Source organism: Streptomyces sp. NPDC003456 (assembly GCF_042878735.1).
GTDB lineage: Bacteria > Actinomycetota > Actinomycetes > Streptomycetales > Streptomycetaceae > Streptomyces.
The window spans coordinates 863,076-887,437 of sequence record NZ_JBIAOK010000002.1 but is presented as its reverse complement, the minus strand read 5'-3'; the positions used below and the strand labels follow the sequence as shown (position 1 = coordinate 887,437).

Genomic DNA, 24,362 nt, shown 5'->3' with positions numbered 1-24,362 from the left:
CGTCGCGGGGTCGGTCGATGCCGGCGCGGCGGTGCTGTCAGCCGGTGCCGGTGCGGCGCGCGGTGCGTCCGGAGATCTGCAGGCGGTCGATGATCCCGGTGACGGGGTCCCGGTGGAAGCGGCCGCCCGGCTCGACCCGGTCCGTGGCCGGATCCACCAGGTCGCAGGACAGGTCCGGGTAGCACAGCAGCGGCAGGGGGCGGTCGCCGTCGACGGACAGGGTCGGCTTGCCGTCCCCGTCGAGCTCGACCGTGTACTCGGTGCCCCCGTTGCGGTACGTCCCGGCGCAGTCCGGGAGCGCTGCGGCGGGTCCGCGGTGGGTGCCGGCGGCCGGGGCGGCGGGTACGCGGATGCCGGTGACCCGGGTGAGTTCCGCGGTGATGTCGCGCCACAGGGCGGTGGCGGCGCCGGCGTTGCCGGTGAAGGCGACGACGACCCCGCTGCCGGGGTCCGCGCGCAGGTGGCAGGAGGTGCCCTGGGCGTTGCCGTCATGGCCGCACCACACCCGGCCGTCCTGCTGGAAGAGGGCGAGGCCCAGGCCCCAGGCGTCGGCCAGGGGGCCGGGGTCGGCGGCCGGTTCGGGGCGCCGCATCCGGTCGGCGACGGCGGCCGGCAGCGCGGCGGATCTGCCGATCACGGCCCTGCCCAGGGCGACCAGGTCCTCGGCGCTCGCCAGCAGGGCGCCGGCCGGGGCCTCCACCGGGGCGAGGTTCTGGTGGGCCGGGCGGACCAGGCCGGTGGCCGTGTTGAGGGCGTGGCCGCCGGCGACCGGCCGTGCGGGTGCGGCGTCGCCGAGGAAGGCGGGCACGATGCCCAGGGGCTCCAGGACGAGGGCCGCCACCGCTTCCTGCCAGGTCATGCCTGTCACTTCGGACAGGATGCGGCCGGCGGCGACGTAACCGGCGTTGGAGTACGAGAATCCGGTGCCCGGCGGGAACAGGGCGTATTGGGCGGTGCAGACCGCGGAGAGGTACCGGGGGGCGGTCGTGCCGGCCGCGCTGTCGGAGTCGGGTCCGGTGGGCAGACCGGCGGTGTGGCTCAGCAGGTGACGGACCGTCACACCGGGTATCTCGCCCGCCAGGTCGGGCAGCAGTTCGCCGACGGGTTCGTCCAGGTCCAGGTCTCCGTCGTCGGCGAGGACCAGGACGGCAGCGGCTGTGGCGGTCTTGGTGACGGAACCCAGGGGGACGGCCGTCCCCGCGGTGAACGGGGTGTTCGTCAGGGCGTCGGCCGTGCCGGTCTGCACGCTGAGCAGATGGGTGCCGGTGTGGACGGCCAGCTGGGCGCCGGGCACGCGGTGGACGCGCGCGAGGGATTCGAGGTGGTCGCGTAACTCGTGGTGCGAGGGGGACGACGGCCTGACGGGGGCCGGAGCGGTGGTCGAGTACGGCATGAGGAAGTGACTCCTGATGAGAGCGGGTGCGGGGAGGGAAGCGCGGTCGGCCCGTGGGTGAGCGGTGGGGACCCGCGCGTCGACGTGCTCTTACGGCCTGGTGACGGCGAGGGGCAGCGGGCGCGTGCCGACGGCGACGGCCGGTTTCCGGTGCACGGCGTCGTACGACGGCACCAGGGCGTCGGAAAAACGTTCCCGCGTCGTCGGCGGGGCGACCCGGGCTTCCAGCCGGGCCGGGAGGGCGCCGAGGCCGCAGTGGATGCCGCGCCCGGAGGTGCGACGAGGTTCGGGGCCGCGGGCCGGGTCGGTGACGTCCGGCGAGGTGAAGCGGGAGGGGGCGCGGTCGGCCCGTGCGAGGCCGGACCTGTCGAGGCCGGTGCCCGGCTGCGTGCCGCCGCACAGGGTCGCGGTACAGCGCTGCAGCAGCTTGTGGCCCTCGGCGGGGAGACCGAGGAGTCCGGCGACCACCATGAGCGGCAGTCGGCGGGCGAGAGTGGAGGCCCGGCTCACCAGGGTGCGGGGCCTGCGGTGCTCCGGGGGGTTCTCGGCGAGGAAGCCGCCCTGCGCGAGGGCCGCGGCGTTCTGCCGGGTGGGGGCCGCCGGCGCTTTGCCGGAGGGGTGCGCGGCCGGTTCGGACGGGACCGGCGAGACGCCCCGGTGGTCCGCGACGTGCCAGGGCCGCCGCTCGTTCTCGTGGGTCACGGGGCCGGCGTCGCCTGCGGATCGCCGGCGCTCGGGTAACTTGCCGAGTGGCGATTCGGCACCCGTCAGTTGTGTGCTTGTCACCGTTTCTCCTTGGATGGGAACGCGCGGGCCCGGCGTCGGACCACCGACAGTGCGCCGTGGCCGGCCGCGGGACAGCGGTGGCCGTTCGGCGCGGGCTTCGGTGCGCACCTGTGGGGTGGTCCGCCCGGCGTCAGGTGGCCGACGCGCGGCTCGGCCGCGTCGGCCGGGTCGCCCGGCTGGAGGCGACCACCGGATCCGCCGCCGAGGGCGGAGCCGGCCGGGGCGTCAGTGGGCCCGAGGACACGACAGGGCCGGCGGGGCGGCGGTTCCCAGCGGGCCGGACGCCCGCCGAGCAGCGGACAGGCCCGTACGTGTGCAGCCTGGCAACACGCGCCCACGGCACCTAGCAGACACCACCACGTCCCCCCAGTTGCTTTCGCGCGCAGTGACCCTGCGCAGAACTCCTCTGTCCCTTGCTTCACGTGCCGAGAACGCGCTGCGACACGATCCGTCCGGGCCGAGTGCGCTCACAGTTTTCACGTTGGGTCACCGGATGGCAACCCCCCGAAATCGAAGGGGAGATGGCCGTTCGGCACCCACCAATGAGGGCGTGTATCCCGGGGGTTGACCCTCAAACCGGGGGTGCGCGGAAAAGTTGGGCCGGGTCGGGACGCCCGCGCGCCGCCCCCGCCGACCTGGGTGTTCCGGCCATGCGGCCGCCGGCCCACCCGATCGGCCGAATTCAGAGTTGACGGCGACTCGAACCGTGTGCGGCAGGAGCGGGCCGGAGGGACTGCTTCGGGCCCGGAGCACTCGGCGCCGCGCACACGGCCGTCGTGGCTCGAAATCACTCGTGCCGTTCGCCGGCTGTCCGCTCGCACGGGACGGGGCCGGAGAAACACGCGAGGCCGCCCGGACGACCGGGCGGCCTCGATACGTGCCTGGACGTGTCAGACGGCGGCGTCGGCGAACTTGGGGTTGTGGCCGTACTTGTTGCTGCCGGCCTCGCCCTCGAGGCACAGGAAGACCAGGAGGACGATCCCGCCGACGAGCGGCACGAGGCCGATCAGGATCCACCAGCCGCTGCGGCCGGTGTCGTGCAGGCGGCGGACGGCGACGCCCAGGCTCGGCAGCAGGAGGCCGAGGGCCAGGACGATGCCGAGGATCTGCGATCCGAAGACCACCGCGTCGACGATGCCGGCCACGATGGCGAAGATGACGTAGAAGAGCGTGTACATCCAGTACTCCTTGCGGCGCGCGCGCCCGCTGAATACCGCGTACTTCTTCACGACTTCGATGAACCAGTTCATTGCGTCCCCCCAGGGATCGTTTGCGAAGGCCGGCTCGCACGGATCCGGCCAGACGCAGACCGTACGGAGGTGACGGGGCCCCGTCAAAGGAGTTCCTGTCCGGCGGCGCGGCTGCTCATCACGGGCCCGGAACACCCGTCAGCGGGGCCGAGGCATCGACGTTTCCGGACACATCACATCAAGATCACTGCTGTCGCGGAAGGCAAGTGGGCCCGCACGGGCGCTCAGCCGGCTCCCCGACACCGGACGGCATCCGAAACGTGTGTGATCCGTGTGCGATCCGTTGCCTGCTCTACACACGTTCGAAGCCGAAACGATCTCCGAACGTTGCCCTGCGGGCGTCCGCACCCTCGCTCACACCCGGCCGCCGGTCGCTTCCCTCGTCGGAAATCGGCCGCTCGCCGGCACGGACGTGTCGCACGACAGTGCACGCAGCACACACACGTGCGAGAAACGTGCCGCCGGGTCGGTCACGGCCGATGTCGCGAAAACACGAGCATGTGCCCGTCGATCCGCGGCACCGGACGCCGGCAGGCGCACCCGCGCGCTGGCGTGCGCCGGTGCCGGCGCATGTGCCCGCACTCTCACCGGCCGGCCGTCGGGGAACGGCACGACTCGTCACCATAGGCGCCCGCACGCCCGCGGACGAGGGTGTCCGGGCGGGTTCCCTCGCCACGGCCGCGCAGGTCCTCGCTGCCTTTCGGGCCCGGTTTCTGCGGAACGCGGTCGCGCAGAAGCTCGTACTCATGGTGGAGCCCGTGCCGTTCGGTGGTGGGAGGGCGAGTGATCACGGTGGCTCCGGCGACTACGTCCTCTGGCCCGAACTGCTCGCGGGAACCGGCCTCCTTCGCACCTCGTGAGCCGTGGCGCGGCGGTCGGCCGGTGCGTCCTGCCGCCTCACCATCCTCGCCAGGCGTGCGCCGAGCCGCGCGGCGCAGGGGGGAGGTACGCGGCGCGGAGCCTGGCGACCAGGTCCCTGCGCAGGTGGCGGTCCTGTTCCGTCTCCGTCGGCATGTCGAGCTGGATGACACCGACACCGGCCGCGCGCAGCAGCCCCATGCGGGCGGCGACGGTCGCCGGGGAGCCGACGTAGGCCCCGGCCAAAGACCGGTCGACGTACGCCGAGAGCTGGCGAGCCCCGTCGGCGGCGGTGGCCCGGCCCCGCTCGCGGTCGCGGTCGAGCTGGACCGCGCCGAGCCAGTGCTCCGCCAACGGGCCCGAGGCCAGGCGTACGGCTTCGTGCCGGATGCGGCGGGCTCGTGCCTCGGCTTCCTCGTCGGTGGGTGCGGTGACCACGGTGACGTGGCGCCAGATCCGCAGGCTCCTGCCGTGACGCGCCGCCGCCGCCCGGGCCCGCGCGATGTGGCGGCGGGTGGCGCTGAGCGGCAGCGTGGGGATCGCGTACACCTCCGCGTGGCGTGCCGCGAGGTCGATGCCGGCGGGTGACGAGCCGCCGAAGGACAGCAGTTCGGCGCGCGGCCGGGGACGGAGGCCCGAGCGGGCGCCGCGCAGGGTGTAGAACTCGCCGTCGTGGTCGAAGTCCTGGTGCTCGGTCAGGGACCGGCGGAAGACCTCCAGGTACTCCCCCGCCCGGCGGTAACGGGACTCCTTGTCCAGCAGGTCGCCGTCGCGTGCGACGTCGGCGTCGCTGGAGCCGATGACGATGTGTGCGCCGGCCCGGCCGCCCGACAGCCGGTCCAGGGTGGCCAGTGCACGGGCGGCGACGGTGGGTGAGGTGGTCCCGACCCGGTGGGCCACGGCGACCCGCAGCCGCTGGGTGGCGGCCAGGGCCCAGCCGGCCACGAGCCACGGGTCCGGCCACGAACTCGACTGCACCACCAGGGCGCTGTCCAGCCCGTCCTGTTCGGCCTCGCGGGCCGTGCGCGCGATGTGCTCCGGGTCGGCGTCACGGTCACGGGGGTCGGGTGCGAAGCGGAGAACCTGCCGTTCCTCGGGCGTGGCGCCGGGTACGGGCGCGGCGCGGACACCGCCCCGCAGATCGAGTTCCATCCGGATCCTTCCAGGGGCGGGTGCCGGACCGGGGAGCCACCCCCGCGGGCGGCGGCTCCCCGGACCGGGCGGGCCGGACTCAGGCGGCGGCCGGGCCCAGCCGGGCGAGGGTGTCCAGGACCTTCGCCCGGCTGACGAACGTCTCCGGCGGCAGCGACACGTACAGCTGGATGGTGGTCACTCCCGGGCGGTGGTAGCGCAGGATCTTCTCCCGGCACTCCTCCGGCGATCCGCTGATGAACAGCCGGTCGACGACCTCGTCGGGGAGGGCTTTCCGGGCTCCGTCGGCGTCGCCGTCGGCCCACCGCTCGTGGGACTCGCGCAGCAGCTCACCGTTGCCGAGCCATTCGTGGAACTTGCGGTAGGGCTCGCGGTTGAGGATCCAGGCGAGGAAGGGGCGGGTGGCGCGGTGGGCGTAGTCGGTGTCCTCGGTGGGACAGACGAACACCTTGACCACCAGCTCCTTGCCGGGCGGTTGCGGGCCGACCGCGTCGAGGATCTTCGGCACGTCCTCGGGGAACAGCAGGTTGGTGATGGCTCCGTCGCCCTCGCGGAAGCCCAGCCGCAGCATGCCGGGCCGCAGGGCGCCGAGGATCACCTTGACCGGGTCCTGCGGCGGGTGCGGCAGGCGGTAGCCGGTGATGGAGAACGTGTCGAAGTCGCCGGCGACGTGCTCGCCGCGCAGGGCCCGGGTCACGAATCGCAGGACGTCCCGGGTCCGCTTGTACGGCTCGTCGAACGGGATGCCGTTGATGTCCGTGACATGGGCGGGTACCGAGGCCCCGATGCCCAGCAGGAGCCGTCCGGGCGCCAGTTGGGCGAGGGTCGCGGCGGTCTGGGCGAGGACGGCGGGACCGCGTGTCTGCACCGGGACGATGCCGGTGGCGATGCGCAGGCTCGGGGACCAGGCGGCCACGGTGGCCAGGGGCGTGAAGGCGTCGGTGCCGCCGCCCTCCGCGCTCCACACGTCGGTGTAGCCGAGGTCGGCGAGCCGTTCGACGAGGAAGCGGTGCCGGTCGATGGTCAGGCCCGGCAGCGGCAGGGTGATGCCCCACTTGGGCGGTTGGCCGACTGCGGGAAGGTGGGAGAGGGTCATCGGTCCACCCGTACGGTCGTGAGGTCGATGAACCAGGACTGCGGCTGGACGACGCCGTGCACCTTCGGGGAGACGGCCCTGGGGTTGCGGTCGTTGACGACGAACAGCCAGGGGGCGTCCTCGGTGACCAGCTTCAGCGCCTCGGTGTAGTCGGCTTCGCGTGCGGCGGGGTCGGTGGACGTGCTCGCGGAGGCGAGGAGCTTGTCGACCTTGGGGTTGCTGTAGTGGCCGGTCCAGAAGGGGCTGCCGGTGCCGATGAAGAGCGGCAGCAGCGCCTCGGACTGGAAGAGGGTGGTCGACTGGGCGATGGCCTGCGAGCCGCGGGCCACCTTCCCCTTGGCCTCGGCGGCGATCAGCGTCGACCAGTCGGTGGTGCGGATCTCGGCCTTGATGCCGACGGCGGCGAGGTCGCGCTGGACGGCCTCGGCGATGGGCACGGGCACGAGGTTGCCGGAACCGCCGGTGGGGACGGTGACGGAGGTGGAGAAGCCCTTGGCGTAGCCGGCCTCGGCGAGCAGCCTGCGGGCCTCGGCGGGGTCGTGGCGGTAGGTGTCGTTGGCCGCGTCGTAGGCGAACGTGCCGCTCGGGGCGGCCTGTTCGGCAGGGGCGGCGGTGCCGTGCAGGAGGTCCTCGGCGATGGCCTCGCGATCGACGGCGTAGTTGGCGGCCTTGCGCACCCGGGGGTCCTTCCAGGGCCCTGCGGTGGTGTCGAGGATCCAGTACCAGAGGTGGTCGTAGTGGTTGGTGAGGAGCTGGACGCCGTCGGCCTTCAGGCTCGGGATGTCGTCGGGGTTGGGGTACTCGATCCAGTTGACCGCGCCCGAGCGCAGGGCCGCGGTGCGGGCCGCCGGGTCGGGCAGTGCCTTCACCACGAGTCTGTCGAGCTTGGGCGCGCCGCGCCAGTAGCCGTCGAAGCGGGCCAGTTCGATCTGCTCGCCGGTCTGCTGGCGGACGAAACGGAAGGGACCGGTGCCCACGGGGTTGCCGGAGAACTTCGCGGAGCCGGTCTTCTTCACCGCGGTGGGACTGGCGATGAGGACGTGGGCGAGGTCCTGCGGGAAGTGCCCGTTGGGTTTCCCGGTGACCAGCCGGACGCGGTCGTCGGCGAGTTTGGTGTACTCGGTGATCCCGCCGGCGTACTCCCCGGCCGCCGCGCCGAGGGCGTCGGTGTAGTGGGGGCTCTTCTTGTCCAGGTAGCGGTCGAGGTTGAAGAGGACGGCGTCGGCGTCGAAGGCGGTGCCGTCGTGGAACTTCACGCCCTTGCGCAGGGTGAAGGTCCAGGTCCGTTTGTCGGCCGCGACCTTCCACGACGTGGCCAGCGCTGAGGTGATGGGCGCGGGGCCGTCGGCCTTCGACAGGTCGTAGCGGGTGAGGCCCTCGTACAGCTGGAAGCTGACGAGCCGCTTGCCCTCGAACCCGGCGCCGCCGATGACGGTGTCGGGGTTGGGGAGTTTGCCGGTCGCGCCGATGACGAGGGTGCCGCCGGACTTCGCGCCGCCGGCGGTGTCGTCGGCGGCGGAGCCGGTGCCGCACCCCGTGGCGGCGAACGGCAGCAGCAGCGCGGCGGCGAGGCCGAGGACGCCGAGCGGAGCGCGTCGGCGGCGGATGCGGGGTGTGCGTGGTCGGCGGGTCGACGGGTGGGCGCAGGGGTCGGGGCGGTGGTGCGTCATGGGTTCCTCGTCGTCACTCAAGGGGCGGGCTCACCGACGGGTGCCGGTCGGTCGGCGGGTGCCGGTGCAGGGGGGTGTTCGGGGCTGCCGCCGTCTGCGGCGAGCAGGGCGCGGGTGTAGGGGTGGCGGGGCGCGTTCCACAGGCCGGCCGGGGTGTTCTCCTCGACGACGCGGCCGTGGCGCAGGACCACGACCCGGTGGGCGAGGTGCCGTACGACGGCCAGGTCGTGGGAGATGAACAGGCAGGCCAGGCCGAGTCGTTCCTGCAGTTCGCCGAGCAGGTCCAGGACCTGGGCCTGGACGGTGGTGTCCAGGGCGGAGGTCGGTTCGTCGCACACGATCAGGTCGGGCCGGGTGGCCAGGGCGCGGGCGATGGCCACCCGCTGGACCTGTCCGCCGGACAGCTGCCGCGGGTGGCGGCGGGCCAGAGCCGGGTCGAGACCGACGCTGCGGAAGAGTTCGGCCACGCGGTCGGGGCGCTCGGCGCGCGGTGTGCCGTGCACACGCAGGGCGAAGGCGACCGCTTCACCGGCCTTCAGGGCGGGGTTGAGGGAGCCGCGCGGCTGCTGCGGCACGAACTGCAGACGGGCGCGGATCCGCCGCCCGGTCCGCCCGCGCAGCCGGTGCGTGTCGTGGCCGTCGAAGCGGACGGTGCCCGTGTCCGGGGCGATCAGCCCGAGGCAGAGCCGGGCCAGGGTGGACTTCCCGGACCCCGATTCGCCGACCAGGCCGACCGTCCTCCCGGCCGGTACCCGCAGGGAGACGCCGTCGAGGGCGAGGGGGCCGTGGCGATAGCGCTTGGACGCCTGGTCCACGACGAGCAGGTCGCCGGTCATGCGGCACCTCCTGTGCCCGGCTGCGCGGCCACCAGCCGGGCGGCGTAGGGGTGTTGCGGCTCGGCCAGCAGCCGCTCGACGGGACCGGTCTCGATGATCCGGCCGGTGTGCATCACCGCCACGCGGTGCCCGATCCGCCGGGCGACGGCGATGTCGTGCGTGACCATGAGCAGGGCGATCCCCCGTTCCGTGAGCAGGCCGGCGAACAGGTCGAGGACCCGGGCGCGGACCAGGGCGTCCAGCGCGGTGGTGGGTTCGTCCGCGATCAGCAGGCCGGGTGCGCAGGCGAGCGCGAGAGCGATGACGGCGCGCTGGCGCTGCCCGCCGGACAACTGGTGGGGGTGGCTGCGGGCGACGCGGGCGGGGTCGGTGAGGCCGGCCTCCTCCAGGAGCGCGGGCACGACGCGCCGGGCGGCGCGACGGGTGTCGGCGATGCCGTGGCGCAGGACCACCTCGGCGAGCTGGGCCCCCACCCTCCGCAGGGGGTCGAGCCCGGCGTCGGGGTCCTGCGGGACGTAGCCGATGCGCCGGCCGCGTACGTCGGACAGGGCCCGCTCGCCCAGGGTGAGCAGTTCGGTGCCGGACAGGCGGACGCTGCCCCGCACCCGGGCGCCGCGACCGGGCAGTCCGAGAACGGTGCGGGCCACGGTGGACTTGCCGCTGCCCGACTCTCCCAGCAGCACCAGCGCCTCGCCCGGCGCCACGGTCAGCGACACGCCGTCCACGGCCCGCACGTCGCCGCCCCGGGTGGTGTGGGTGACCGCCAGGTCCTGCACCTCCAGGCGTTCCGCGGCGCGGGCGGTCATCGTCCGGCTCCGGTGGACAGGGCGGCTCCGGCGCCGGTGCCGCGGCGCAGCGCCTCGCCCAGGACGTTGAAGACGACGGAGACGGCCAGGACGGTGAGCGCGGGCAGGACCGCGACCGCGGGGTGGGTCAGCAGGGCGGGGCGCAGTTCGTCCAGCATGGCGCCCCATTCGGCGGCGGGCGGGGGCACGCCCAGCCCCAGGAAGGACAGTCCGGCCGCGTACACGATGGCGAGCCCGACCAGGGACGAGGAGTAGACCAGCAGGACGGGTGCGAGGACCGGGGCGACCTGCCGCAGGGCGACCGTCGCCGCTCCGGCTCCGCAGACGCGGGCGGCCTCCAGGTACTCGGCGGTGCGGATGCGGCGCACCTCCGTGAAGGCGACACGGGTGACCGCAGGGGTCAGGACGACCGACAGCGAGACGACGGTGGCGTTCAGGCCGGGCTCCATCACGGTCGCGACGGTGATGGCCAGGAGCACGCCCGGGAAGGCGTAGAGGACGTCGAGGGTCCGCAGCAGGGCGTGTTCGGTGCGGCGGCCGCCGAGCCCGGCGGCGGTGCCGAGCAGCGCTCCGGCCACGGTGGCGACGGCGACGGGCAGGAGACCGCCGAGCAGGGAGGGGCCGGCAGCGACGAGCAGCCGGCTGAGCACGTCCCGCCCTTGCGAGTCGGTGCCCAGCAGGTGGCCGGGGCTGCCGGGGGGCAGCAGCCGCTCGCGCAGGCTTCCGGCGTCGGGGTCCTGCGGCGCGAGCAGGGGGCCGGCGACCGCCAGGGCCAGCAGGACGGCGGCGAGGAACGCCGGTACGAGCAGTCCGGGGCGGCGCCAGGGCTCGGGCAGGCGGCTCACAGCGCACCTCGCAGCCGGGGGTCGACGAGGGCGTGGGCGGAGTCGACGAGGATGTTGACGCCGACGAAGGCGACGGCGACGAGGAGCACCCCCGCCTGGATCAGCGGCAGGTCACGGGCGCTGAGGGCGTCGTACAGCAGGCGGCCGACGCCGGGCCAGGCGAACAGGGTCTCGACGAAGATCACCCCTTCCAGCAGGTAGGCCAGCTGGAGTCCGCCGATGGTGAGCAGGGCGGGCGAGGCGTTGTGGGCGCAGTGCCGCAGGACGGCCGCGCGGCGCAGGCCCCGGGCGCGCAGTCCGTCGGCGAGGTCGGAGTGCAGGACGTCCTCCAGGGCGGTGCCGAAGACACGGGCGGTGAGGCCGAGGGGGACCACCGCGGCCGCGACCGCGGGCAGGACGAGGTGCTGCAGCCGGTCGGCGGTGCCGCCGCCGGTGAACAGGTCCTGGGTGCCGCCGGCGGGGAACCAGCCCAGGGTGACGGCGAAGACGGCGATGAGCAGCAGGGCCACCGAGTACTGCGGGGCGGAGACGGCCAGGGTGCTCACGGCGCGGGACAGGCGGCCCGCGAGGCTCTCGGGGCGCAGGGCGCTCAGCGCTCCGAGGAGGGTGCCGCCCGTGAGGACGAGGAGGAACGCGGCGCCGGTGAGGACGAGTGTCTGCCCGAGGGCGGGCAGCAGCAGGTCCCCGACCGGGCGCTGGGCGGAGATGGAGACGCCGAGGTCGCCCCGGAGGGCGTGGCCGAGCCAGTGCGCGTACCGCTCGGGCAGTGGCCGGCCCAGTCCGAGGCGTTCGGTGAGCTGCTGGCGGGCCTCGGCGGGCGCGCCGGGGCCGAGCAGCGCGGTCACGGGGTCGCCCGGGACGAGGGCGACGGCGGTGAAGACGACGACGGTGACGCCCAGGAGCGTGGGGACGACGAGCAGCAGCCGTCGCAGCAGGTACCGCCTCATCCGTCGTGCTCCCGGTGCGCGGCGCCGGAGGAACCGGCGGGCGGGCGTGGGTGGGCGGTCATGCGGGCTTCCTTCCTGGGATCGTGCAACGGGGAGGGCCGCGCGGCGGTGGACCGGGCGGCGGCGAACCGGGCGGCGGCGGGGGAACGGGCCCGGGGGGATGCGGCACGTCACCGGGCCGTGGGGCTGCCCGCCGGGACGCGCCTCGGTGGTCCGGGTCGCCGTGACGGAAGCGTGCGGGACCACGACGGGCCCCAGCCAGCCAGGTGTTGATGCTGATACCCGTGGTCATAGGATCCGCAGTACGGAATACACGGTTCCCTCATATGCGCGTGATCCGGCCCTTGTTGACCCCCGCTGACTGGCCGAATTACGCTGACTGCATGGTCAAACGGCGAACCGACTTCACCCTGGTCGGTATCGGCGGCTCGTGGCACCGCAGGTGTTTCGACGAGTCCTGTCGCCCGTGTGCCGGGCGCTGAGGCGGACGGATCGTCCGTCCCCGGCGCCTCCCTCCGTTCCGGCCCGGTGCTCGCCGTTCGCCTGATCCGTCCCTGCGGCCCTCGTGCCGCGTGCGGGGCGGTCGGCTCAAGGCCCCGGGCAACGCGCTCGCCGCCGGGTACGGCCCGGCCCCGCCACCGCCGAGGGGACCACACGTGAGAACCGACCGCCGCACCCGGAACAAACCCCGTGTCCTGCACGGGAGTCCGGTGACGACCCTGACCACCGCGACCGATGCCGGTGATCCGCGTGCCCTGCACGCGGAGATCGACAATCCGCTCGACCTGATCGCCGGGCACCAGTTGCTGAGCGAGCCGGAGGACCGGCCGCCGGGGCAGTCGCCGTCCCGGCGCCCCTGGGCGCCGGCCGGCTGCGGCTGCGGTCAGCCCGCCTGCGCCGGACCGGCCGCCCACCGGCCCGCGCCCGTCACCCGTGTGTTCCTCGCCGAACGCCACCCGGTGGCGAGCGCGGGACTGCGCAGCGTGCTGAACGCGGACCCGGACACCGTGGTCGTCGGCAGCTCCGGGGACGTGCTGCGGCTCGCGGACACCCTGCGCCGGGTGCGGCCGGACGTGGTCCTGCTGGGGCGTGGCGGCACGCTGGCCGAGGACCTGGCGCTCGTGGCCCGGCTGCGTGCGCCCGACGTGGTGCCCGAGGCCCGTTTCCTGCTGCTGCGCAGGGCCGAGAGCACGGCGGAGGCGAGCCGCATCGTGCTCGCGGGCGCGAGCGGGTGCTTCCCGCTGGACCTGCCCGAGGACCGCATCATCAAAGCGGTCGGCATCGCGGGCGCCGGGGGCACGGTGTTCCTTCCGGCGCCGCCGCCGGCCCGGGTCGTGGCGGCGAACCTGGCCGTGGACACCGCCGAACCCCTGCCGCAGCACTGCGGCCTGACCCACCGGGAGCGCGAGGTCCTCGCGCAGCTGGCCGCCGGGCTCAGCAACGCCGAGATAGGCCGCGAACTCGCCCTTGCCGAGGCCACGGTGAAGAAGCATCTGACCAGCGCGATGCGCAAGATAGGGCAGTCGGACCGGCTGCGGGCGGCCCTGTACGCGCACCGCCACGGACTGGCCGGCTGACGCCGACGGCACATCTGCGCGCCGGTGGGCGGGCAGCCCCGGGTGACCACCGGCACCCGCGGCTGCCCGCCCACCGCCGTGTCCCCGAGGTGCTCGCCGGGCCGCCTCACCGGCCGGGCCGCGGCCTGCCCGCCGGCGCGCTCGGCCGGCGGGTCTCCACGTGCTCACCGGCATGTCCCCCAGCCGTCCGCGGCCTGCTCACCGGCACGCCCACCGTCCGGTCCGCGGCCTGCCCGCCGGGGCGACCTTCGGAGCAGATCGCCTGCCCCGAAGGTCGCCGCCGGTGCCTCCGTTCGGGGCTACTGACGTGGTCAGCGGCTTCATAGCGTTGCCGGACGACAGGTCACGACCGATCCGCTCCCCAGCATGAAGGAGATCCGAGATGAGCGATGCGCCCGCAGGAGGCATCGCGCGCGGCGGCTCCGAGAGGGGCCCGGCGTCGCGCACCGATGCCGCCGGCGCCCCGGAGACCGGACGCCCCGTCACCGCCGTACTGGGAGCCCCCCACACCGCCGGTTCCCTCCCCGAGACGGCCGAGCGCCTGCGCAACACCTACCGGACCATGCCGGAGGCCGAACGGTCGGCCTTGTGGCGCCAGCGCCTCCACGAGGCCGAGTCGGGCCTGACCCGGCTGCTGGCCGGCCGGCACAACCCCACCCACCTGGCGGACTGGTTCGCCCTCCAGTCGCAGATCTTCGCCGACCTGCCGGACCCCGCCGGCGGCGGCGCACGGGACTGGCAGCGCGTCTTCTTCCGCGGCCAGGCCCTGATGGAACGATTCCTCGTCGCACGCTACGGAGAACACGCCCTCACCGCCTGGGCGCGCGCCATCGCCGAAGTGCACCGGGACGTCGAACCCGACCACGGCAGGGGCGCCGCCGACCCCGTCCACCGCATCGCCCGCCAGGCCGAACTGTACGGATCGGACTACGAGTTCGACGACAGCCCCGACGCCGATGACAACAGCCGGGCGGCCCTCACCATCACCCACTGCGCGATCTGGGACTACCGCGAACAGGCCCGCCGCTCCGGGGTCCGCCTGACCCTCGCCTCCCCGTGCACCTACTGCACCAAGGCCCTCTCGGAGAACATCCGCGCGAAGGGCTTCGAGCCGTCGCACACCCTGCGCACCGGGCCCACCGGCCACGGCTGCCGCTGGGAAGCCACCGCCCCCGCGTCCCCGGACGCCCCGAACACCCCCGCCCAGGAGCAGTGATGTGCGGCGTCACCGGATGGATCGACTGGGAGACCGACCTGCGCACGCGCGGCGCCACCGTCGCGGCCATGGCGCAGACCCTGGCCTGCCGCGGCCCGGACGCGTCCGGCGTCTGGCTCTCCCGCCACGCCGCGCTCGGCCACCGCCGGCTGTCCGTCATCGACCTGGAGGGCGGCACCCAGCCGCTGGGCGCCGGGCAGCCCGAGACCGTGCTCAGCTACAACGGCGAGCTCTACAACCACCGGGAGCTGCGCCGCGAACTGCAAGCGCTCGGCCACACCTTCCGTACCCGCTCCGACACCGAGGTGGTGCTGCGCGCACACATCCAGTGGGGCACGGACGCCCCCCGCCGCTTCAACGGCATCTTCGCCTACGCCCTGTGGGACGAACGCGCCGGAGAACTGCTGCTGGTCCGCGACCACTTGGGTGTCAAGCCTTTGTACTGGCACGCCCACGCCACCGGCGTCCTGTTCGGCTCCGAACCCAAGGCCGTACTGGCGAACCCGCTGTTCCGGGCCGAACTCGACGCCGAGGGCATCGCCGAACTGTTCGCGCTGCCCGCCGCGCCCACCGCCGGCCACGGCCTCTTCCGCGGCCTGCGCGAGGTGCGCCCCGGCCACCTCGTCTCCGTGCGGCGCTCCACCGTCCGCGAGACGCCGTTCTGGGAGCTGGTGTCCCGGGCGCACACCGACGACGACGCCACGACGCGGCACACCGTCCGCGAACTCCTCGCCGACGCCGTGGAACGCCAGCTCATGAGCGACGTCCCGCTGTGCACCCTGCTGTCCGGGGGCGTCGACTCCAGCGCCATCACCGCGCTCGCCGCACTGGCCCGTGAACGGTCCGGACAGGGCAAGGTCAGCAGCTTCTCCGTCGACTTCCCCGGCAGCGCCGGCCGGGCACCCGACGCCTGGCGCACCGGCGCCGACGCCCCCTTCGTCCGGGCCGCGGCCGAGCACATCGGCACCCTGCACACCTCCGTCGTCATCCCCGACGACGACCTCCTCGACGCCCGGCAGGCCGTGCTGCGCGCCCGGGACCGGCCCGGCTGGGGCGAGATGGACGCCTCCTTGCACCTGCTCTTCCGCGAGGTGCGGCGGCGCTCCACCGTCGCCCTGTCCGGCGAGGCGGCCGACGAGGTCTTCGGCGGCTACCCCTACTTCCACTCCCCCGACGCCCTGTCCGCCCCGACCTTCCCCTGGCTGCACCACCGCCCCACCCCGGCCGTCCTGCTGCGCCCGGAGGTGCGGGCCGAGGTCCGCCCGGAGGAGTACACCGCCGAGCAGTACCGCGCCTCCCTCGCCGGAACACCGCTCCTGTCCGGGGAGACGGCCGCGCAGCGCCGGGTCCGCGAGGTGTTCCACCTGGCGCTGACCCGCTGGCTCCCGCCGCTGCTGGAGCGCGTCGACCGCGTCAGCATGTCCGTCGGGCTGGAGGTGCGCGTGCCGTTCTGCGACCACCGGCTGGTGGAGTACGCCTGGAACGTGCCCTGGTCGCTCAAGGCGCCCGGCGGCCGCCCCAAGGGACTGCTGCGCGACGCCGTGCGCGACCTGCTGCCGCCCGAGGTCGCCGACCGGCCCAAGAGCGGCTATCCGTCGACCCCCGCCGTCCGCTACACCCAGGTGCTCACCGACCGCGCCCGCGAACTGCTCGCGGACCCCGCGGCCCCGGTGTTCGACCTGGTCGACCGGGAGACGGTGCGCAGGGCCCTCGCCGAGGGACGGACCCTGCCCAGTCCGCGCACCGCGCCCAACCCGGTGGGCGGACTCGACCACCTGGTCCAGGTGGACGAGTGGCTGCGCGCCTACCGCGTGGGGCTGCGATGAGCACCGGCCCGGGCGTGGAAGGCGCGCCCGCCGCGACCGGGAGCACCGGGTTCCCGGTGGGCGGGCCGGGCGACGCACGCGGCGGTGAGGCCGCGTCCGCCGACGCCTTCCGCAACGCCTCCCGCCGCTGGACCACGGGCGTGGCCGTACTGACCGCGCGGCACGGCGAAGAGGTCTTCGCCAAGACCGTCTCCTCACTGTGCACGCTCTCCCTCGACCCGCTGCTGATCAGCGTCGCCGTGACCACGCGCAGCCCGCTGGCGGCGGCCGTGCGCACCAGCCGCCGCTACGCGGTGTCGGTCCTCGCCGGCCACCAGGAGCCACTGGCCCGCCACTTCGCCACGCCCGGCGCCGGCCACGCCCTGAGCCTGTTCACGGTCGCCCCCATGCGTGAGCGGGCCACCGGAGCACCCGTGCTGGAGAACTGCCTGGCCTGGTTCGACTGCCGGCTGCACGCGGTGCTGCCCGGCGGCGACCACGCCGTCCTGGTCGGCCGGGTCGTCGCGGCCGACGCGGGCCCCGGCGAGCCGCTCATCTACCACCACGGCGAGTACCGCGCGCTCGCCCGCCCCCACCTACCCTCCACGGGAGCCCGTACATGACCCTCCTGGACACCTCCGCCCGCACCGGCCGGGGGCTGCTGACCGGCGACCGGTACCGCGAGGAACTGGCCGACGGCCGCGAGCTGTACCTCGACGGCCGGCGGATCACCGATCCCGCCGCGCATCCCGCCTTCCGCCCCGCCGTCGACACCCTCGCCGGGCTGCTCGACCTGCAGCACGACCCCGAGCACCGGGACCTGCTCACCTACAAGGACCCGGACACCGGGCTGCGGCTGGCCCGTGCCTACCAGCCGCCCCGCACCCTGGAGGAGCTGAGGCTCCAGCGCCGCAGCGCGGAGTTCTGGCACGCCGCCGCCTTCGGGCAGCACGGACGCTCCCCCGCCTTCATGGCGTCGATCGCCGTGGGCGTCCACGACTTCCGCAACCGGCTCGACCAGGCCCGTCCCGGCTTCGGCGGCCACGCCGACGCCTGGTACCGGCACTGCGCCACCAACGACCTCGTCCTCTCCCACGCGCTCGGCGATCCGCAGATCGACCGCTCCGCCGACCCGCTGGACGACCCCGACCTGGCGCTGCGCGTGCTGGAGGAGAACGACGAGGGCATCGTCGTACGCGGTGCCAAACAGCTGACCACGCTGGCACCCCTGGCCCACGAGGTGCTCGTCTACCTGTCGGCGTCCTTCACCCAGCGGCGCGGCGAGCAGTTCGTCGTCTGGTTCGCGCTGCCGCTCAACGCTCCCGGTCTGGTCACCCTGTGCCGGGAGCCCCTGGGCGCCGAGCCGTTCGGTCACGCCCACCCGCTGGGGGCGCGCTACGACGAGCAGGACGCCATGCTCTTCTTCGACGACGTCCTCGTCCCGTGGAACCGCGTCTTCCTGCTGCGCGACGGCGCCCTGGCCCGCACGGGGCTCGCCCGCATCAACGCCTGGTCCGCCTACATCGGCCACGTGCGCTACCGGGAGAGGCTGCGCACCCTGCTGGCCACCGCGACCCTGGTCGCCGAGAGCATCGGCGTGGACGGCTTCCGCAACGTCCAGGAGGACCTCGGCCGGCTGGCGTCCTACGCCGAGCTCACGGAGATCCTCCTCGACGCCGCCGAGGCCCGCGCGACCGTCACCGACGGCGGACTGCTCGCCCCGGGCGACACCGCCGCCGGCCGCGTCTGGTCCGCCGAGGTGGCCGACGGCGCGGTCGACGTCCTGCGCCGCATCGGCGCCTCGGGACTGCTCATGCAGCCCACCGCCAACGACCTCGCCCACCCCCGGCTGCGCCCCCTCCTCGACCGCTACATGCGCGGCAAGGACATCGACGCCGAACGCAAGTCCCGGCTGCTGCGCCTGGCCTGGGAACTGACCGGCGACGGCTTCGGGCAACGCCAGCACCTGTACGAGCTCGTCCACCGCGGCGACCTCGCCCGCAACCGGATCAACCTGTTCAAGCGCTACGACCAGAGCGAGGTGCGCGGGCGCCTGGAAGCCCTCGTCTCCGGCCCCGCCGATGCTCCGGCCGCCGCCCCCGCCACCCCGTCCCCCGCATCGACCGAGGAGCGTCCATGACCCTGTCCGACACCGAGGCCCAGGCCCGCACCCTCGGCGGCTACGACGACGCGAGCAGGCTGCGCCAGGTCCACGACCGCGACTGGGTCCTCGACCGGGTCGCCGGGGAACCCGGCGTGCTCGTCGATCTCGGCAGCGGCATAGGCCAGTTGCTGGAAGCGGCCCTGCTCCGCCACCCCTCGCTGCGGCTGGCCGTGGGGCTGGAGCGCTCGCAGCACCGCCTCGACGAGGCCGGCGAACGGCTGCGGCCCTTCGGCGGGCGGGTGGTGCTGCACCGGGCGGACCTGACGGCGCCCGCCCCGCTGCCGTACCGCGCGGACGTGGTGACCATGACCTCCGTGCTGCACTGGCTGTACCCGGTGGAGCACCGGGTCCTCGGCTGGGTGCGCGACCACCTCGCGCCCGGCGGGCACTTCCTGCTGACGACCTATCACCCGCAGCGCGATGCCGACGGATTGGGCGGCGAGGACGACATCGTGCGCGACGCGCTCGGCGCGCTCGGCATCCCGGCCGGGAGCGTGCCGGGGCTCCTGGACGACCGCGAGGTGCTGCCCATCGCCACCCGCACCCGGCCGGCGGACGTACTCGCAGCGCTGCTGGGTGAGTTCTTCACCCTCGAGGAGACCTGGGAGCGCGAGGCCGTGGTCACCGTCCGGGACGCCGCTCAGTACGAGCACTTCCACGCGGCGACGTTCGGCGACTACTACGCCTCGGTGCTGGAGCCCGGCCTGCGGTCCGAGTTCTTCCGCGCGGTGGGCCGTGCGGCCTTCGCGCGCCAGAAGCGGCGCGGCCGGGTCAGCGCGATGCCGGTGCGCCTGTGGAAGCTGACCGCGCGTACCGGGACCACCGCCTAGGGTGAGAGACCGGTGGGTCCGCGCGGCTGCCCGTGCGGACCCACCGGGCCCGCCCCGGGCCCTCGGCACGTCCCCCGACCACCGACAGCAGGCAGAGGAGCCGTCCCCATGTCCACGCCCGCCCCGGGCCCCAGTCAGGAACTGGGCGCCTTTCTGCGAGCCCACCGCGAACTGCTCAAGCCGGCCGACGTGGGCCTGACGGCCACGGTCCGGCGGCGCACGCCCGGTCTGCGCCGCGAGGAGGTCGCCTCGCTGTCGGGTGTGGGACTGGCCTGGTACACGTGGCTGGAGCAGGGGCGGGTCACCGCCTCCCGGCAGGTGCTGTCGTCCGTCGCCCGGGCGCTGCGGCTCGACGCGGCGGGGCTGCGGCACGCGATGCGCCTGGCCGGCTACCACGAGCCCGCCGCCGAGGGCCCCGAACCGGGCGGGCTGGCCGCCACCGTCCGCCCGGTCCTGGACTCCTGGCCGACGAGCCCCGCGGTCCTGCTGGACCGTCACTTCGACCTGCTGGCCTGGAACGCGGCGTGGAGCGCCCTGTGGGGCACCCCGGAGTCCGTGCCCGCAGACCGGCGCAACCTGATGTGGCTCATGGTGGCCGACCCCCGGCTGCGGACGGTCCTGCACGACTGGGAGCCCCTGGCCATGAACATCTTCCAGCACTTCCGCGCCCAGGCCGGCCCCGCGCTCGCCGACCCGCGCACGGGCGAGCTGTACGACCGGCTGGAGGAGGACGCGCCGGAACTGCGCCACTGGTGGAGCTGCCACTCCGTGGCCGAGCTGACGGCGCGGTCGGTCACCGTGCGGCCGACCGGGTCCGCGCCGCTGTCCCTGTCGCTGTCGTCGTTCCATCCGGTGGACGACCCGTCGGCTCTGGTCCTGCTGTTCACCCCGCGGACGGAGCAGGACCGGACGCACCTGGCGGCGCTCTGCGACCGGCCGCTGCGGGCGGTCGACCCGGACACGGCGGAGCGGCAGGCGGGCTGATCCCGTCTGCCGTTCCTCGAAGCACCTGGCTCAGGACCGGATCGGTTCCCCCTCGGCCGGTCCCTCGACCGGCGTCCCGTCCGCCGGCGCGGTCCCGGAGGAACGGAGCCCGGCGTTGACGGCGAAGGCCGCCAGTGCGGAGGCCGCGGCCAGGCCCACGCCGACGGCGAGGAGTCCCGTCCCGGCGTCGTCGAAGGCGCCGACCGCCCAGGCGCCCACCCCCGTGCCCGCGTACATGGTCGAGGTCAGCCAGGCACTGGAGGTGGCCCGCAGGTCGGGCGCGGCCGTGGCGGCCAGTGTCTGCTGGTCGATGACGAAGCCCCCGCTCGCGACGAACCACACGGCCACTCCCAGGAGCGCGAGCACGATGCCGGGCCCCTTCGCCGTGAGCGCGACACCGACCGCCAGCAGGGCGCCCCAGACCGGCAGGAGCGGGAAGTGGTGGTGTCCCGCCGCCCTGGCCCGGTCACCGAGCTTCCCGCCGAGCAGCGATCCGACCACGCCGCCGGCCCCGACGAGGACGCCGACCAGCCCCAGGGCGGACACCGACAGGTCGAACCGGTCGACCAGGACGACACCGAGGAACGTGTACGCGCCCAGGTTGGCGGCGTGGAACGCAGTGTTGACGGCGAGGGACCTGCGCAGCGCCGGGTGCGCCCAGGCGGCGAACACCGAGCGGAACGCCCCGCCTCCCGCGCTCGCCGTGCCGGGCGCGGCTCCCGGGGCCACCTGACGCAGCAGCAGGGGGACGGCCAGCGCGGTACCGACCGCGAGGGCGAGGAACGCCGCACGCCAGCCCGCGGCACCGGCCAGCAGCCCGCCCAGGGGGACACCGACGACCTGCCCGCAGGAGAACAGCGCCATGCCGAGCCCGAGGGCGCGCCCACGCACCCGGTCGGAGGCGGTCTCGGCGATGTGCGCCCAGATCGCGGGCCCCGCGGCGGCCGCGGCGAGCCCGGCCAGGGCCCGGGAGGCGATGAGCAGCGCCAGTCCCGTGGACAGCGCGGCGGCGGCGTTGGACAGCAGGAACAGCGCGGCACCCGCGAGGAGGGTGCGTCTGCGCCCGAAACGGTCGCTGAGCAGCCCGAGGAAGGGTGCGGTGACCGCGTACACCAGGACGTACGCGGTCACGCTCTGCGCGGCCGCGGTCTCCGAGACGTGGATGTCGTCCGCGATGGTCGGCAGCAGCGGGGAGACGATGAAGGTCTCCGTCCCGAACAGGAACAGCAGCAGGAACACTCCCGTGTACCGCCACCGGTTGAACACGTCCTGCCCGGGCTCGGCCGCGGCATCGGCGGAGGCGTCGGGACGTCCGCTCGAACTCACAGGGGATCACTGCCTTTCGGAGAAGCGCCGGAAGCGCGGGGCCACCGGGCGGCCCCGCCCGGCCATGCTTTCCGCCAACGCCCGGGGCAACCAGACAGGCGTTGCTCCTGATACCGCCACTCACAGGCTGGGCCCGCGACTCACCGGCCGATCGGCGCTCCTGTCCCCTTCCTCAGGTCTCCCGCACGGGCGCGTAGACCTGCTCCCCCAGGCCGAACGTCCAGGCCACCCCCGCCCTCGCGGTTCCTGTCGACGGGGGGACGCGCAGCCAGTAGGTGCGCCGGGTGCCGTCCGGTTCGGGGGTCGAGTTGAGCACCTCCACCATCACCACCGGCTCGTCGCCGATCAGGTCGATCCGCCACAGGGTGCCCGTCTCGTCGCGGTGCACGGGACGGGCACCGGAGTCGGCGAGGTAGCGGTCGTAGCCGTAGTACTCCAGCATCACGCGCCGCAACTCGGCGTTCTCCTCGTCGCGGATGCGGTCCGGGGTCAGGGAGGGCAGCTCGGCGAGGAAGGAGGCGGGCACCGGCATGCCCCGCCACGCGTGCAGGGCGAATCCGTCCGGGTAGGCGAGCGCGGGGCCGTCGCCGCGGTCGAGCCGGCCGGCCTCGTCCCGGTGCAGCGCCACAGGGCGTTCCGACAGCACGACGACCCGGGTGAACGGCCACCACCAGCCCGCGCTGCGGCACACCTCGGCCAGCGCCCCGAGCGGGCCCTCGTCGGAGGGGAAGGCGGCCAGCCACGGGGCGTCGTGCTGCCCCAGGACCGCGTCCACGAGCAGCAGCCGTACCGCGGCGGCCTCCGCGCCCGTGGCCCGGCCGACCAGGTCCTCCAGCACACCGGCCCGGATCCGGTCCACCAGGGCCTGGGTGGACTCCCACAGCCGGCCGCCGGTCGACGCCCAGTGGGCGGACCAGCCCGGGGCCCCCAACTCGGTCCGCAGGCGCAGCCGTTCTCGCGCCCACGGCGCGCTGCGGACCGCTTCGCGCACACCCGGGCCGCGGTCGGTGAGCTGCCGGATCAGGGTCACGGCCGCGCGCGGTGAGTCCACCCACACGACCTTCTCCGGTTCGGCCAGGCCCGCCAGGCGGTAGGCGCGCCGGACACCCTCCTCAGCGGCGGGGCGGTCGGCGGGGGCGGTCGCCATGGCCCGGGCGCGCCACCGGCGCAGGCCGTCGGCCTCCCTCTCCGGTCCCCCCACCTCGTCACCGGCGCGGGTGCCGGGCCCCGTCCGCCCGGTCGGCCCACTCAGCCCGTCGACGCCCGTCATCCGGTCGTCCGTCTCCGTCGTCGCCATGTCTTCTCTCCCCGATTCCGTTCGCCGCGCGGTCAGTCGGCGACGATCCGCACGGATCCCGGCACGTACTCCCGTTGCCTGATCACCCGGTACCAGCCCGAGGGCAGCGCGATCGCCGCGTGCTCCTCGTGGACGACCCGGCCGCCCTGCGGCAGGTGCAGCAGCAGCGGGCCGTACGTCCCGGGCTCGCGCACCAACTCCCCCGGGCCCACCACCGCGTGGGCGTGCCCGGTCACCTCGCCCAGCGCCAGCACCAGGCGGCCACGCCCGTCCCGCCGCTCCCTGGGCGCGTGCGCCACGTGCTCCGGTACCGCCTCCTGCGCCACAGGCACGATCAGCACGTCTCCCTGCCGGTACACAGCCGTCCCCCTCACCGCCGGGTGCACCGCGCACCGGGCTCATGACCACGACCGTAGGGGCGCCCACTGACAACGCCCCGAAAGCCGCCCCACCGTCCTGTGCTGTCGGTGGCGGTTGGTAGAACTGCGGCATCACGGATCGCACACCCTTCCCTCCAGGAGCAGCCGCATGACCATCAGTGACCACCTGCACGAGCTGTACCGGCTGCCCGCTCACGCCTTCCCCGGCCCCGGCACCCCGGCCGGCGGCCTGCCCGAGCCGGACTCCGTCGCCTGGCGGATCTCCGCGGACGTGTACGACTCCGACGAGAGCTGGACCGCGGCGTTCACCCGCTTCTGCGAGACCGTCGACACCACCCGGGTGCGCGCCCTGATCGTCGGTGCCTGGGAGGAGGCCTACGACTCGGACCCCTCCGACGTCGTCGAGGCCCTGCTGGCCACCCGCGACCGGCTGCCCGCGCTGCGCGCGCTCTTCCTGGGCGACATGGTGATGGAGGAGTGCGAGATCTCCTGGATCAACCAGACCGATGTCGCACCGCTGCTGGCCGGATTCCCCGCCCTGGAGGAGTTCGGCGTGCGCGGCGGGTCGGGCCTCGGCTTCACCGCCGTGCGGCACTCCGCGCTGCGCCGTCTCGTCGTGGAGACCGGCGGCCTGCCCGCGTCGGTGGTGCGGGGCGTCGGCGCCAGCGACCTGCCCGCGCTGGAGCACCTCGACCTGTGGCTGGGCACGCCCGACTACGGCGGCGACAGCGAAGCCGCCGACCTGGAGCCGATCCTGTCCGGCGCCCGGCTGCCGCGCCTGCGCCATCTGGCCCTGCGCAACAGCGAGATGCAGGACGCGGTGGCCGCGGCCGTCGCCGCCGCCCCCGTCGTGGCCCGCCTGGAGGTCCTGGACCTGTCCATGGGCGTGCTGACCGACGAGGGCGCGGGGGCGCTGCTGAGCGGTCAGCCGCTGACCCATCTGAAGAGGCTCGACCTGCACCACCACTACCTGAGCAAGGCCTTCGAGGAGCGGGTGCGGCAGGTGCTGGAGCCGGCCGGTGTGGAGGTCGACCTCGACCGCGACGACGCGGAGGAGGAGACCGAGGAGGACGGCACGGTCTGGCGCTACGTCTCCGTCGGCGAGTGAGCACGGACAACCCGGTCCCGGGGCGTCGCGGGACGG

21 protein-coding genes are annotated in these 24,362 nt (G+C 74.4%); 8 read left to right on the top strand and 13 right to left on the bottom strand.

Translation table 11 applies throughout. The annotated features are described in order from the left end of the window. Positions 1-37: 37 nt before the first annotated feature. The 10 genes from ACFYWG_RS09670 to ACFYWG_RS09625 form a co-directional block, all read right to left on the bottom strand. The gene (locus ACFYWG_RS09670) at positions 38-1,393 is read right to left on the bottom strand and encodes a serine hydrolase domain-containing protein (protein WP_389200370.1); all 1,356 of its coding nucleotides are present in this window, start codon (positions 1,391-1,393) and stop codon (positions 38-40) included. Positions 1,394-1,483: 90 nt separating this feature from the next. After that, positions 1,484-2,095 carry a hypothetical protein gene (locus ACFYWG_RS09665; RefSeq protein ID WP_389200368.1) on the bottom strand — a complete coding sequence of 204 codons (612 nt, stop codon included), beginning with the start codon at positions 2,093-2,095 and terminating at the stop codon, positions 1,484-1,486. A 974-nt stretch (positions 2,096-3,069) separates the two neighbouring features. Continuing rightward, positions 3,070-3,429: a DUF805 domain-containing protein gene (locus tag ACFYWG_RS09660; RefSeq protein ID WP_383504008.1), complete on the bottom strand. Its 360-nt coding sequence runs from the start codon at positions 3,427-3,429 to the stop codon at positions 3,070-3,072. Between the two features lie 897 nt (positions 3,430-4,326). Continuing rightward, a complete protein-coding gene (locus ACFYWG_RS09655; protein ID WP_383504009.1) occupies positions 4,327-5,439 on the bottom strand; it encodes an LLM class flavin-dependent oxidoreductase in 1,113 nt (370 codons plus the stop codon). Between the two features lie 79 nt (positions 5,440-5,518). Next, positions 5,519-6,535 (bottom strand): LLM class F420-dependent oxidoreductase, encoded by a 1,017-nt coding sequence (locus tag ACFYWG_RS09650; RefSeq protein ID WP_383504010.1) that lies wholly within the window; start codon positions 6,533-6,535, stop codon positions 5,519-5,521. Next, positions 6,532-8,205 (bottom strand): ABC transporter substrate-binding protein, encoded by a 1,674-nt coding sequence (locus ACFYWG_RS09645; protein WP_389200365.1) that lies wholly within the window; start codon positions 8,203-8,205, stop codon positions 6,532-6,534. Before ACFYWG_RS09645 ends, ACFYWG_RS09650 begins: the two co-directional genes overlap by 4 nt. Before the next feature lie 17 nt (positions 8,206-8,222). Then, complete coding sequence (locus ACFYWG_RS09640; protein WP_389200363.1) at positions 8,223-9,041, bottom strand: ABC transporter ATP-binding protein; 819 nt, start codon at positions 9,039-9,041, stop codon at positions 8,223-8,225. Beyond that, the gene (locus ACFYWG_RS09635; RefSeq protein ID WP_389200361.1) at positions 9,038-9,847 is read right to left on the bottom strand and encodes an ABC transporter ATP-binding protein; all 810 of its coding nucleotides are present in this window, start codon (positions 9,845-9,847) and stop codon (positions 9,038-9,040) included. Before ACFYWG_RS09635 ends, ACFYWG_RS09640 begins: the two co-directional genes overlap by 4 nt. Then, on the bottom strand, positions 9,844-10,692 hold the full coding sequence (locus ACFYWG_RS09630) for an ABC transporter permease (protein ID WP_376333705.1): 849 nt from the start codon (positions 10,690-10,692) through the stop codon (positions 9,844-9,846). Before ACFYWG_RS09630 ends, ACFYWG_RS09635 begins: the two co-directional genes overlap by 4 nt. Then, complete coding sequence (locus ACFYWG_RS09625) at positions 10,689-11,639, bottom strand: ABC transporter permease (protein WP_383504015.1); 951 nt, start codon at positions 11,637-11,639, stop codon at positions 10,689-10,691. The genes ACFYWG_RS09630 and ACFYWG_RS09625 overlap by 4 nt, the downstream gene beginning before the upstream one ends. A gap of 710 nt (positions 11,640-12,349) precedes the next feature. Between ACFYWG_RS09625 and ACFYWG_RS09620 the strand changes: the two genes are divergently transcribed. The 7 genes from ACFYWG_RS09620 (at position 12,350) to ACFYWG_RS09590 (ending at position 20,215) form a co-directional block, all read left to right on the top strand. Next, a complete protein-coding gene (locus ACFYWG_RS09620) occupies positions 12,350-13,216 on the top strand; it encodes a response regulator transcription factor (RefSeq protein ID WP_389200358.1) in 867 nt (288 codons plus the stop codon). A 382-nt stretch (positions 13,217-13,598) separates the two neighbouring features. Further along, a complete protein-coding gene (locus ACFYWG_RS09615; protein WP_383508800.1) occupies positions 13,599-14,432 on the top strand; it encodes a hypothetical protein in 834 nt (277 codons plus the stop codon). Further along, positions 14,432-16,258 (top strand): asparagine synthase (glutamine-hydrolyzing), encoded by a 1,827-nt coding sequence (asnB, locus tag ACFYWG_RS09610; protein ID WP_383508802.1) that lies wholly within the window; start codon positions 14,432-14,434, stop codon positions 16,256-16,258. The genes ACFYWG_RS09615 and asnB overlap by 1 nt, the downstream gene beginning before the upstream one ends. Continuing rightward, entirely contained in the window at positions 16,255-16,860 is a 606-nt protein-coding gene (locus tag ACFYWG_RS09605; RefSeq protein WP_389200356.1) for a flavin reductase family protein, read from the top strand. Before asnB ends, ACFYWG_RS09605 begins: the two co-directional genes overlap by 4 nt. Beyond that, positions 16,857-18,377, top strand: a complete 1,521-nt coding sequence (locus tag ACFYWG_RS09600; RefSeq protein WP_383508806.1) for a 4-hydroxyphenylacetate 3-hydroxylase family protein — start codon at positions 16,857-16,859, stop codon at positions 18,375-18,377. Before ACFYWG_RS09605 ends, ACFYWG_RS09600 begins: the two co-directional genes overlap by 4 nt. After that, positions 18,374-19,231, top strand: coding sequence for a class I SAM-dependent methyltransferase (locus tag ACFYWG_RS09595; protein ID WP_389200354.1), 858 nt, complete (start codon positions 18,374-18,376; stop codon positions 19,229-19,231). The genes ACFYWG_RS09600 and ACFYWG_RS09595 overlap by 4 nt, the downstream gene beginning before the upstream one ends. 108 nt (positions 19,232-19,339) lie before the next feature. Beyond that, positions 19,340-20,215: a helix-turn-helix domain-containing protein gene (locus ACFYWG_RS09590; RefSeq protein ID WP_385420329.1), complete on the top strand. Its 876-nt coding sequence runs from the start codon at positions 19,340-19,342 to the stop codon at positions 20,213-20,215. A gap of 30 nt (positions 20,216-20,245) precedes the next feature. Here the strand turns inward: ACFYWG_RS09590 and ACFYWG_RS09585 are convergent, their stop codons facing one another. The 3 genes from ACFYWG_RS09585 to ACFYWG_RS09575 all read right to left on the bottom strand — a co-directional run bounded on the left by ACFYWG_RS09585 (position 20,246) and on the right by ACFYWG_RS09575 (position 23,197). Further along, complete coding sequence (locus tag ACFYWG_RS09585) at positions 20,246-21,541, bottom strand: MFS transporter (protein WP_389200352.1); 1,296 nt, start codon at positions 21,539-21,541, stop codon at positions 20,246-20,248. A 172-nt stretch (positions 21,542-21,713) separates the two neighbouring features. Beyond that, positions 21,714-22,838, bottom strand: a complete 1,125-nt coding sequence (locus tag ACFYWG_RS09580) for a DUF6745 domain-containing protein (RefSeq protein WP_389200350.1) — start codon at positions 22,836-22,838, stop codon at positions 21,714-21,716. Positions 22,839-22,870: 32 nt separating this feature from the next. Continuing rightward, positions 22,871-23,197, bottom strand: coding sequence for a hypothetical protein (locus tag ACFYWG_RS09575; RefSeq protein WP_383508816.1), 327 nt, complete (start codon positions 23,195-23,197; stop codon positions 22,871-22,873). 169 nt (positions 23,198-23,366) lie between these two features. Here ACFYWG_RS09575 and ACFYWG_RS09570 point away from each other — a divergent pair, with 169 nt between their 5' ends. Continuing rightward, complete coding sequence (locus tag ACFYWG_RS09570) at positions 23,367-24,326, top strand: STM4015 family protein (protein ID WP_389200347.1); 960 nt, start codon at positions 23,367-23,369, stop codon at positions 24,324-24,326. Positions 24,327-24,362: the final 36 nt, after the last annotated feature.

Bases quoted from the DNA above. Each gene is read 5' to 3' on its own strand.
- ACFYWG_RS09670 (WP_389200370.1), bottom strand. From the start codon at position 1,393: ATGCCGTACTCGACCACCGCTCCGGCCCCCGTCAGGCCGTCGTCCCCC.
- ACFYWG_RS09660 (WP_383504008.1), bottom strand. From the start codon at position 3,429: ATGAACTGGTTCATCGAAGTCGTGAAGAAGTACGCGGTATTCAGCGGG.
- ACFYWG_RS09655 (WP_383504009.1), bottom strand. From the start codon at position 5,439: ATGGAACTCGATCTGCGGGGCGGTGTCCGCGCCGCGCCCGTACCCGGC.
- ACFYWG_RS09650 (WP_383504010.1), bottom strand. From the start codon at position 6,535: ATGACCCTCTCCCACCTTCCCGCAGTCGGCCAACCGCCCAAGTGGGGC.
- ACFYWG_RS09645 (WP_389200365.1), bottom strand. From the start codon at position 8,205: ATGACGCACCACCGCCCCGACCCCTGCGCCCACCCGTCGACCCGCCGA.
- ACFYWG_RS09640 (WP_389200363.1), bottom strand. From the start codon at position 9,041: ATGACCGGCGACCTGCTCGTCGTGGACCAGGCGTCCAAGCGCTATCGC.
- ACFYWG_RS09635 (WP_389200361.1), bottom strand. From the start codon at position 9,847: ATGACCGCCCGCGCCGCGGAACGCCTGGAGGTGCAGGACCTGGCGGTC.
- ACFYWG_RS09625 (WP_383504015.1), bottom strand. From the start codon at position 11,639: ATGAGGCGGTACCTGCTGCGACGGCTGCTGCTCGTCGTCCCCACGCTC.
- ACFYWG_RS09615 (WP_383508800.1), top strand. From the start codon at position 13,599: ATGAGCGATGCGCCCGCAGGAGGCATCGCGCGCGGCGGCTCCGAGAGG.
- asnB (WP_383508802.1), top strand. From the start codon at position 14,432: ATGTGCGGCGTCACCGGATGGATCGACTGGGAGACCGACCTGCGCACG.
- ACFYWG_RS09605 (WP_389200356.1), top strand. From the start codon at position 16,255: ATGAGCACCGGCCCGGGCGTGGAAGGCGCGCCCGCCGCGACCGGGAGC.
- ACFYWG_RS09600 (WP_383508806.1), top strand. From the start codon at position 16,857: ATGACCCTCCTGGACACCTCCGCCCGCACCGGCCGGGGGCTGCTGACC.
- ACFYWG_RS09595 (WP_389200354.1), top strand. From the start codon at position 18,374: ATGACCCTGTCCGACACCGAGGCCCAGGCCCGCACCCTCGGCGGCTAC.
- ACFYWG_RS09590 (WP_385420329.1), top strand. From the start codon at position 19,340: ATGTCCACGCCCGCCCCGGGCCCCAGTCAGGAACTGGGCGCCTTTCTG.
- ACFYWG_RS09580 (WP_389200350.1), bottom strand. From the start codon at position 22,838: ATGGCGACGACGGAGACGGACGACCGGATGACGGGCGTCGACGGGCTG.
- ACFYWG_RS09570 (WP_389200347.1), top strand. From the start codon at position 23,367: ATGACCATCAGTGACCACCTGCACGAGCTGTACCGGCTGCCCGCTCAC.